This window comes from Sphingomonas sp. Leaf10 (assembly GCF_001421245.1).
Lineage (GTDB): Bacteria > Pseudomonadota > Alphaproteobacteria > Sphingomonadales > Sphingomonadaceae > Sphingomonas.
In genome coordinates, this window is sequence record NZ_LMKE01000001.1 from 228,530 (window position 1) to 236,546 (window position 8,017).

The 8,017-nt window shown below is 63.5% G+C and carries 8 protein-coding genes, 1 tRNA gene and 2 pseudogenes; 4 read left to right on the forward strand and 7 right to left on the reverse strand.

Going from position 1 to position 8,017, the window contains the following annotated elements; genetic code table 11:
- Window position 1 precedes the first annotated feature (1 nt).
- Together ASE59_RS19405 and ASE59_RS20860 are read right to left on the reverse strand one after the other, a co-directional pair.
- Window positions 2–265, reverse strand: coding sequence for an I78 family peptidase inhibitor (locus ASE59_RS19405; RefSeq protein ID WP_056451084.1), 264 nt, complete (start codon window positions 263–265; stop codon window positions 2–4).
- A gap of 114 nt (window positions 266–379) precedes the next feature.
- Window positions 380–2,857: a S8 family serine peptidase gene (locus ASE59_RS20860; protein WP_056451087.1), complete on the reverse strand. Its 2,478-nt coding sequence runs from the start codon at window positions 2,855–2,857 to the stop codon at window positions 380–382.
- A gap of 325 nt (window positions 2,858–3,182) precedes the next feature.
- On the opposite strand from ASE59_RS20860, the gene ASE59_RS01125 reads away from it, so the two are divergent.
- Window positions 3,183–4,016: a TrmB family transcriptional regulator gene (locus tag ASE59_RS01125; protein ID WP_235515596.1), complete on the forward strand. Its 834-nt coding sequence runs from the start codon at window positions 3,183–3,185 to the stop codon at window positions 4,014–4,016.
- Between the two features lie 84 nt (window positions 4,017–4,100).
- On the opposite strand, the gene ASE59_RS01130 is transcribed toward ASE59_RS01125, so the two are convergent.
- The 5 genes from ASE59_RS01130 to rpsF form a co-directional block, all read right to left on the reverse strand.
- Entirely contained in the window at window positions 4,101–4,454 is a 354-nt protein-coding gene (locus ASE59_RS01130; protein WP_056451100.1) for a hypothetical protein, read from the reverse strand.
- A 184-nt stretch (window positions 4,455–4,638) separates the two neighbouring features.
- A tRNA-Glu gene (locus tag ASE59_RS01135) sits at window positions 4,639–4,713 on the reverse strand.
- 307 nt (window positions 4,714–5,020) lie between these two features.
- Window positions 5,021–5,611, reverse strand: a complete 591-nt coding sequence (gene rplI / locus ASE59_RS01140; protein WP_056451102.1) for a 50S ribosomal protein L9 — start codon at window positions 5,609–5,611, stop codon at window positions 5,021–5,023.
- Window positions 5,612–5,623: 12 nt separating this feature from the next.
- Window positions 5,624–5,848, reverse strand: coding sequence for a 30S ribosomal protein S18 (gene rpsR / locus ASE59_RS01145; protein ID WP_010543816.1), 225 nt, complete (start codon window positions 5,846–5,848; stop codon window positions 5,624–5,626).
- Window positions 5,849–5,860: 12 nt separating this feature from the next.
- The gene (rpsF, locus tag ASE59_RS01150) at window positions 5,861–6,286 is read right to left on the reverse strand and encodes a 30S ribosomal protein S6 (protein ID WP_056451105.1); all 426 of its coding nucleotides are present in this window, start codon (window positions 6,284–6,286) and stop codon (window positions 5,861–5,863) included.
- A 210-nt stretch (window positions 6,287–6,496) separates the two neighbouring features.
- On the opposite strand from rpsF, the gene fabD reads away from it, so the two are divergent.
- The 3 genes and pseudogenes from fabD to ASE59_RS20515 form a co-directional block, all read left to right on the forward strand.
- The gene (fabD, locus tag ASE59_RS01155; RefSeq protein ID WP_056451107.1) at window positions 6,497–7,432 is read left to right on the forward strand and encodes an ACP S-malonyltransferase; all 936 of its coding nucleotides are present in this window, start codon (window positions 6,497–6,499) and stop codon (window positions 7,430–7,432) included.
- 46 nt (window positions 7,433–7,478) lie between these two features.
- Window positions 7,479–7,894: pseudogene (locus ASE59_RS01160) on the forward strand (GxxExxY protein).
- A gap of 26 nt (window positions 7,895–7,920) precedes the next feature.
- Window positions 7,921–8,017: pseudogene (locus ASE59_RS20515) on the forward strand (beta-ketoacyl-ACP reductase); the annotation flags it as partial.

Below are 8,017 nucleotides of genomic sequence, written 5' to 3' on the forward strand. Positions count from 1 at the left end.
TTCAGCCGCAGCGTGTCGACAGCACCACGCCGTTCCCGTCGATGATAATCGTCAAACGATCCGGCCGGAAGTCCATCGTCGTGCGGTCCGTCGACAGCAGGATACGGACGAGGTTCGGGGTGTCCCGCGCCGCCAGCAACAAGCGTTCCGGCACCGGCTTTCCGGACTCGACCGCCGGCACCCCACAGTTTCCGGCGCGCGGCGAAGCATCGAAACCAAAGGGCCGGGCCGCCGGCTGCTGGCCGGCGGGTGGTGGGTCACCCATGGCAGGACTCCCGCTCAGCAAGGCAATCCATAAGGAAAACATCATCGTCCCGTTCCATATCGGCCAACCCCGGCATTGCCCGACCGCGCCGGATGCCCGGCGCGGTCCGTTCGATCAGCCGTGCAGCGCGGCGACGGTGTCGTTGACGACATAGACGTAATAGCCGTCCTCCATGCCGGCGAACTTAAGCCCTGCTGCCGGATCGACGCCATCGAGCTGCACCCGGTCGCCCCGGTTCGACCCGTCGAGGTTCAGCACCCCGTCGGCGCCGAAAGTGATGATGCCGTCGCCATTGCCGTCGCGCAGCGCCCGGTTGACCAACAGGCGGTCGCCCTTCCCGAAATCGGTGATCCGGTCGAACCCCGACGTCCCCTTGTTATCGAAGAAGAAGTCGTCGTTGCCGGCACCCCCGGTCAGCAGGTCGTTGCCCCTGCCGCCGTCCAGCCAGTCGTTGCCGACGCCGCCGTCCAGCGTGTCGTTGCCGCCCAGGCCGAACAGCCTGTCGTCGCCGCGCATGCCAACCAGTTTGTTGGCGATGCTGTTGCCGGTCAACATGTCGTCACCATCGCCGGTCACCGCGTTTTCGATCACCGTGCCGCGACCGATCGCGAACGCCTTTTGCCCGCCGAAGCTGGCACCGCCGCCATTGCCGGCCAGGTTCAGCACCACGTCGTTCGATACCGCCGCCGCGTTGATCCAGTCGACGCCGCCGTCGCGATCGATCAGCATCGTACGGCCGCTTTCACCCGCGACCGCCGCCATCGTGAAGAACTCGTCGGTGTAGCTGTAGACATTGTCCGTCGTCGGCTTCGAACCATACAGGTCCAGCTTCACGTCATGGATGGTCACGACACCATTCAGGTTCGCCTCCAGTTCAACCTTCCATGTGCCGGTCGCGTCCGCACCACGGAAGTTGGCGAAGCCGAACGTGTAACTTTGCTGATCCGCTGAGCGCGGGCCGGTGCTCTGCAGTGTATCGACGAACGCCGAACTGCCGTCCGGAGCAGTCAGCTTGATACGGTTCGCGCTGAAGTCGTTCTCGGTCAGGCCGGGTATGCCAAAGTCCGAAAAGTCGACCAGTGCGGTGTACGTGATCGTCATATCGACGTGCTCGAGATCGATATCCGCGTCGGTGATCGTGAACTCGAACGCCTGCGGCGTCCCGGCAAACTTGTTGAACGCGGTAGTGAAATCGAGCGTGCCGTCGCCAACCGCGGTAATGTCGGCATCGAACACCTTCGATGCGTAATGGACTTCGTTGGCCGACGTCTTTGCGGCCCCGAACAGCGACCAGACTTCAGCCATGCGCACCGCTGCATAGGCGTCCACCGCGCCATAGCCATAGTCGGTGCTGTAATGGAGGCCGCCGCCGTTCGACTGGTTGTTGCCGGGACCGGTCACGACGAAACTGCTTTCGTTCATCCGCGCCTGACCGGTGCCCTGTTCGTCGGTATATTCTAGCGTGCGGGTGGCGTCGTCGAACGCGACCGGCAGCTTGGCCGAATAGGCGAGGATGTTCGACACGTCGCGCCAGCCCAGCGCGTCGTTGGCGTCCAGCATCAGCGTGACGACCCCCGCAGCGATCGGCGAGGCGGCGGACGTGCCGCCGAATTGATCGGTATGGTCGATCTTGCCGCCCGGATCGCCGGCCAGGTTATAGCCTTCGCGGCCCATGAGGTCGGTGGCGACGATCCCGGTGCCGCCGATCAGCGCAAGGTCGTTCGACGGTGCCGATACCAGCAGCGAAGCGCCGCGCGTGCTGTAGTTCGATGCGAGGCCGTCGATTTCGCGGTAGGCACCGACCGAGATCCAGTGACGATCGGTGTGGCTGCTGTCGCCCTGTCCGTCGATCGAGTTGTTGCCGGCGGCATTGAGTTGGACCGTGCCGAGTCCGCCCCGACCGGTATCGGCGGCATAGGTAATGGCCGCGACCAGACGCGCCGCATCGGTCCCCTCGACCCCGCGCGAGAATTGCGATCCGTACAGGCTGGCGGTGCTGCCCCAGCTATGGTTGACGACGTCGAACTTTGCGGTCTGGCGCATCGCTTCGAGGAATTTGGTCTGGTCGGTCGCGTTGATGAAGATGCCCGGGTCGAGCTTGCCGCCCGAATAGGGATCAAAGATGTTCACGCCGGTAATGCCGGCATCATAGGCCACGCCGACCGTTCCCACCCCGTTGCGGGCCGCGGCGATCAGCCCGGCGACCGATGTGCCATGCGGACCCGAAAACGGTACGTAGTCGCCGTCATACCGTTTGCCGTCGATGACGACTTCAAGGCTCGCATCATAGTTCGGCGCGAGATCGGGATGGTCATATTGTACGCCGGAGTCATAGACGCCGACCTTCACCCCCTTGCCGGTAAAGTCTTCCCAGATCGCGGCAATATTGCCGAGCTTGCTTAGATGCCACTGGCCGGCGGCTTCCGGATCGGTCAGTCCGGGCGCGACGAAGGCGGGTGCCGCCGATGTCGCGGACGATACCGCCATCGTCGTATAGCCAGGTTTTCCCGACTGGCCGCCATCGCTGACGGAATCAAAATCCCAGGTTGCGATCTTGGTCGAACCAGCGCCGCTGGTGGGTTTCGTTTCCATCATTCTTTACACTCCCATCCGTTCGTCATGTCGTTCGAAAGCCCGGCCACGCGACCGGCGCGGGAAGACAAGGGAGGAGGCCCCGGCAATCACAGGATTGCCGGCTGAGACAGCGTCCCGCCGATGTGCTTCTTGGTTAACGATCGCTATTAGTGACCGCTACTATTATAGTGTCAAGCATTCATACGGTATTTTTTAGTCGGGTTTCGTACCAAACTGGGCGACACGACGTTGCGAGCGGTCGGCTCGCCGTTACGCTTGACCCACAATGCGTCGCCCGAAATAGTCGGCAGAGAAACGACAACGGATGGGCATTCTTCAAACGATGAATCAGGAAAGTTCGGCCGAGTTTGCGCTGACCTCCTTCGGCTTCACCGAGCTGGAATCCCGGCTTTACTGCGAATTGCTGCGGACGGGATCGGCGTCGGGATACCGGCTCGCCCAGCGCGTCGGAAAGGCGGCGGCGAATGTCTATCAATCGCTCGCCAGCCTGACGCAGAAGGGGGCAGTCTTCGTCAGCGACGACCTAGAGGACAAGCGGACCTACAGTCCGATCGCGCCCCGGCAGCTGATGAAGACGCTGCGGGAATCGTTCGAGGAACGCCATGCCGCCGCGTTGTCGAAGCTCGAGTCGGTCTACGAACCCCAAAGCGACGAACGCGTCTATTCGGTGCACGGCGTGCAGCAGATCTTCGAGCGTGCGCGCGCCATGCTGGCATCGGCGAAGGAGATCGTGCTGATCGATTTCTTTCCGGAAATCTACGACCTGTTGCGCGAGGAGGTCGAAGCGGTGCGTGCACGCGGCGTGACCGTCGCCGGCATCGCCTACCGTCCGGGTGACGCCGGCCCGGATATGCCGCTTAACAAGGATGCGGCCGAACTGGTATCGTCGCGCTGGCCGGGACTCGGGCTCATCATCATCGCCGATGGTTGCCAGTATCTGGTCGCGCAACTGTCGCGCGACATGACCACCGTGTTGAACGGGGTGTGGACCGACAGCGTATTTCTCAGCTGCATTTTCCATAGCGCCGTCGCCGCCGATATCCGGCTGGTCGCGTTGCGCGCCGACGCATCCGACCCCTTACGCAACCTGTCGTTACAGGGTTCGACGCCGCCGGGGTTGAAGGCGTTGCTGAAGGAGCGGGAGCACGGACGATAACCGGTCCGCTGCCTGCCGTGCGTTGAATTTCCACTGATGTTGGTGTTCCGCTTCCAAAGAAAGTTCCCCTTCAGCCCATTCCGATCAGTTGGCCCATTCGGGATCGGTGGTGAAGACGATCGTCAGCCATCTATCGGCACTGTCTTTGCCGAGGGCCTCGCCGATCTGGTCACGCAGCATATCCCATTCTTCCAGCCTTCGTGCCAGCCAGTGCTCGGGTACGATGAAGGCGAGCTCGATCTGAGTGCCCCGGCCGACCCGGGCCACGAACGCTCGATGCGACAGGAAGCCGTGCTGCTCGACGACCTGCGACGCTACCGTCTCGACTTGGCTCAACAGGTCTTCGGGCGTGATCAGCAGGATCTGGGACAGGGCTTTCCGAACGGTGGCGAACGGGCCGGGCATGATGGCGATACAGACCAGCACCAAGTCGCTCATTGCACCATCGGCAGGTCGAATGTCACCTGTGGTCGGATACGAGCTTCGGCGCACAGTCAGCGACCCGTGGCGCAGCGCGCGTTGATCCGGCAGCGGGCGCATCGAGCCAGTGCGGGGTAGAACCGACGAATTACCGAAGTCTGGTCCACCGGGAAGCGGGGCGCGTCGAGATGCCCATAATCGCTGGTGACCCCTACGAGAATCGAACTCGTGTTTTCGCCGTGAGAGGGCGACGTCCTAACCGCTAGACGAAGGGGCCGCTGCGGGGAGGGGCGCTCCTACGCCGTCGCTACAGGCGCGTCAAGCATGGTTGGCGCCGTTTGCGGTATGCGCGCCGTTCAGCAACGCGAAACCTTTTGCCGTTTGCGGAATTGGACCAGCAAATCCTTTGAACAAAGGCAGTTGTCATGGCCAAGGCTGTTCCGCTTATCCTCTCGCTCATTCCCCTGGCCGCGGTGATCGGGACGTGCGTCGCCTGTCCGTAACCGTCCGACCCGTATTCCGCGCAAAACAAAAGGCCGCCGGATCGCTCCAACGGCCTTTCACTGTTCGTCGAGGCGTGGGGATCAGCCCTGCGCTTCTTCCGATGCGTCGTCACGGGCGATTTCGCCCGGTTCGGCATTGGGATCATAGTCTTCGGTGAAGCCGGCATCGTCACGCTCGAACATCGAAGCCATGACGTCGACGCCCTGCGCCTGCATCTCGGCTTCTTCCGGCGAACGGGCGACGTTCACCTTGACGACGGTCGTGACTTCCGGATGCAGCGCAACCTTCACGTCGTACAGGCCGATCGCCTTGATCGGACGGTCGAGCACGATCTGCGACTTGTCGACCTTGTGGCCGTCGGCGACGAGCGCCTCGACCAGATCGCGAACCGCGACCGAACCATAGAGCTGGCCGGTGTTCGACGACTGACGGATCAGCGTGACCGAAACGCCTTCCAGCGTCTTGGCTTCGGCTTCGGCGTCGGTGCGACGGGCGGCGTTGTCGGCGACGATCCGCTCGCGGTTCGCCTCGAACACCTTCTTGTTGGCTTCGTTGGCGCGCAGCGCCTTCTTGCGCGGCAGCAGGAAGTTACGGGCGAACCCGTCCTTTACCTTCACCACGTCGCCGATGGCGCCGAGCTTCTCGACGCGTTCCAGCAGAATGACGTCCATGTCGGGCGCTCCTTACTTAACGATGTAGGGCAGCAGGCCCAGATGGCGGGCGCGCTTGATGGCCTGGGCCAGTTCGCGCTGCTTCTTGGCGCTCACCGACGTGATGCGCGACGGGACGATCTTGCCGCGTTCGGACACGAAGCCCTGCAGCAGACGAACATCCTTGTAGTCGATCCGGGGAGCGTCCTTTGCGGAGAAGGGGCAGCTCTTGCGGCGGCGGAAAAACGGACGTGCCATGGGTGCTGCTCCTTACGCTTCGACTTCGGCCGACGGCTCGCGCTCACGGCGCGGACCACGGTCGCCACGATCGTCACGGTCACGACCGCCACGACGGTCGCCACGCTCCGAACGCTCGCTCTTGCGCATCATCACGGTCGGACCTTCTTCATGGGCGTCGACCTTGACGGTCATGAAGCGGATCACGTCTTCGTTGATCTGCGTCTGGCGCTCCAGCTCGGCCACGACGTCGCCCGGCGCGTCGATCTCGAGCATGACGTAATGCGCCTTGCGGTTCTTCGCGATGCGATAGGCGAGGCTGCGCAGGCCCCAAGTCTCGGTCTTGACGACCTTGCCGTTCATGTCCTGCACGATCTTGGTGGCGGTTTCCGCCAGCGCGTCCACCTGCGCCTGTGCCAGATCCTGGCGCGCAAGGAACACGTGCTCGTAGAGAGCCATAGTTCTTTCTCGTCTGTTGGCCGATCGCTGACGCCGCGCCAATCGCGAACGCCCCTCCGGCTGTCGTCTTCAAATGCATGTTCGGGGCGGCGGTCGCCCGTCACCCCGAAGCCGGACCCCATAGCCGATCGCCCATGAAACGCAAGCAGTCTTGCGCCCGGTCGCCCGGAACGACTAGGCCCGCGCCAAAGATTTCGTCAGGAGCTATCGATGCGCGCATTCATCTTTCCAGGGCAGGGCAGCCAGTCGGTCGGCATGGGCGCGGCGCTCGCCGCCGCCAGCCCGCATGCGCGCGAAGTGTTTCAGGAAGTCGACGAGGCGCTCGGCCAGCATCTGTTTCGTCTGATGGCGGATGGTCCCGATGCCGAATTGCTGCTGACCGAGAATGCGCAGCCGGCGATCATGGCCAACGCCATCGCGACGCTGCGCGTGCTGGAGCGCGAGGGCGGGGTACGGCTGGCCGACAAGGCGGATTTCGTCGCGGGCCATTCGCTGGGCGAATATACCGCGCTGTGTGCGGCGGGCGCGCTCGACCTGTCGACCACCGCACGGCTGCTGAAGCTGCGCGGGCAGGCGATGCAGGCGGCGGTGCCGGTGGGCGAGGGGGCGATGGCGGCGCTGCTCGGTGCCGACCTGACCAAGGCGCAGGCGCTGGCCGAGGCGGCGGCCGAGGGCGACGTCTGCACCGTCGCCAACGACAATGATCCGTCGCAGGTCGTGATTTCGGGCGCGAAGGCCGCGATCGAGCGCGCGGTGCCGCTGGCCAAGGAAATGGGCATCAAGCGCGCGGTGGTGCTGCCGGTGTCGGCCCCGTTCCACTGCCCGATGATGCAGCCCGCAGCCGATGCGATGGCGGCGGCGCTGGCCGACGTCGCGATGTCGGCGCCGGTGGTGCCGGTCTATGCCAACGTGACCGCCGCACCGGTCGCCGACCCGGAAGCCATCCGTCGCCTGCTGGTCGAACAGGTGACCGGCATGGTCCGCTGGCGGGAATCGGTGCTGGCGATGCAGGATGCGGGCGTCAGCGACTTCGTCGAACTGGGCGGCAAGGTGCTCGGTGCGATGGTGAAGCGCATCGCCCCGGACGCGACCGCGACCAGCGTGGTGGCGATGGCGGATATCGAGGCGCTGGTCGGGCGGTTGTAAGAAAGAGTTGGTTCGCGCAGAGGCGCGGGGGCGCAGAGAGGGTTCGGTGCAGGATATCGATACGATTAGTGGCGACGTCGTCGATTTGGCGATCCGTATTCATCGTGCGCTCGGCCCCGGTCTGCTCGAAAGCGTCTATGAGACGGTGTTGGCCGCGAAGCTGGAAGCGATGGGCTACCATGTCGCGCGTCAGCAGCCAGTATCAATCATGTCGAAGATTTTCGCTTCGATGCTGCTTTCAGGATCGACTTGCTGGTCGGAAATCGGCTGTTGATTGAAATCAAATCGATCGAGAAGCTGGCACCAGTCCACGCCAAGCAGCTGCTGACCTATTTGCGTCTAACAAAACAGCCCGTAGGGCTGGTCATTAACTTCGGCGGGGAAACGCTTAAGGAAGGGCTGCGCCGGCTGGTCAACGACTACATCCCCTCTGCGCCTCCGCGCCTCTGCGCGAACCCCTAATTTTTCTTTATGGAAAGCTGATTCATATGTTCGACCTATCGGGAATGACCGCCCTCGTAACCGGCGCCAGCGGCGGGATCGGTTCTGCCATCGCCAAGGCGCTCGCGGCACAGGGCGCCCGCC

Bases quoted from the DNA above. Each gene is read 5' to 3' on its own strand.
- ASE59_RS19405 (WP_056451084.1), bottom strand. From the start codon at position 265: ATGGGTGACCCACCACCCGCCGGCCAGCAGCCGGCGGCCCGGCCCTTT.
- ASE59_RS20860 (WP_056451087.1), bottom strand. From the start codon at position 2,857: ATGGAAACGAAACCCACCAGCGGCGCTGGTTCGACCAAGATCGCAACC.
- ASE59_RS01125 (WP_235515596.1), top strand. From the start codon at position 3,183: ATGAATCAGGAAAGTTCGGCCGAGTTTGCGCTGACCTCCTTCGGCTTC.
- ASE59_RS01130 (WP_056451100.1), bottom strand. From the start codon at position 4,454: ATGAGCGACTTGGTGCTGGTCTGTATCGCCATCATGCCCGGCCCGTTC.
- rplI (WP_056451102.1), bottom strand. From the start codon at position 5,611: ATGGACGTCATTCTGCTGGAACGCGTCGAGAAGCTCGGCGCCATCGGC.
- rpsR (WP_010543816.1), bottom strand. From the start codon at position 5,848: ATGGCACGTCCGTTTTTCCGCCGCCGCAAGAGCTGCCCCTTCTCCGCA.
- rpsF (WP_056451105.1), bottom strand. From the start codon at position 6,286: ATGGCTCTCTACGAGCACGTGTTCCTTGCGCGCCAGGATCTGGCACAG.
- fabD (WP_056451107.1), top strand. From the start codon at position 6,497: ATGCGCGCATTCATCTTTCCAGGGCAGGGCAGCCAGTCGGTCGGCATG.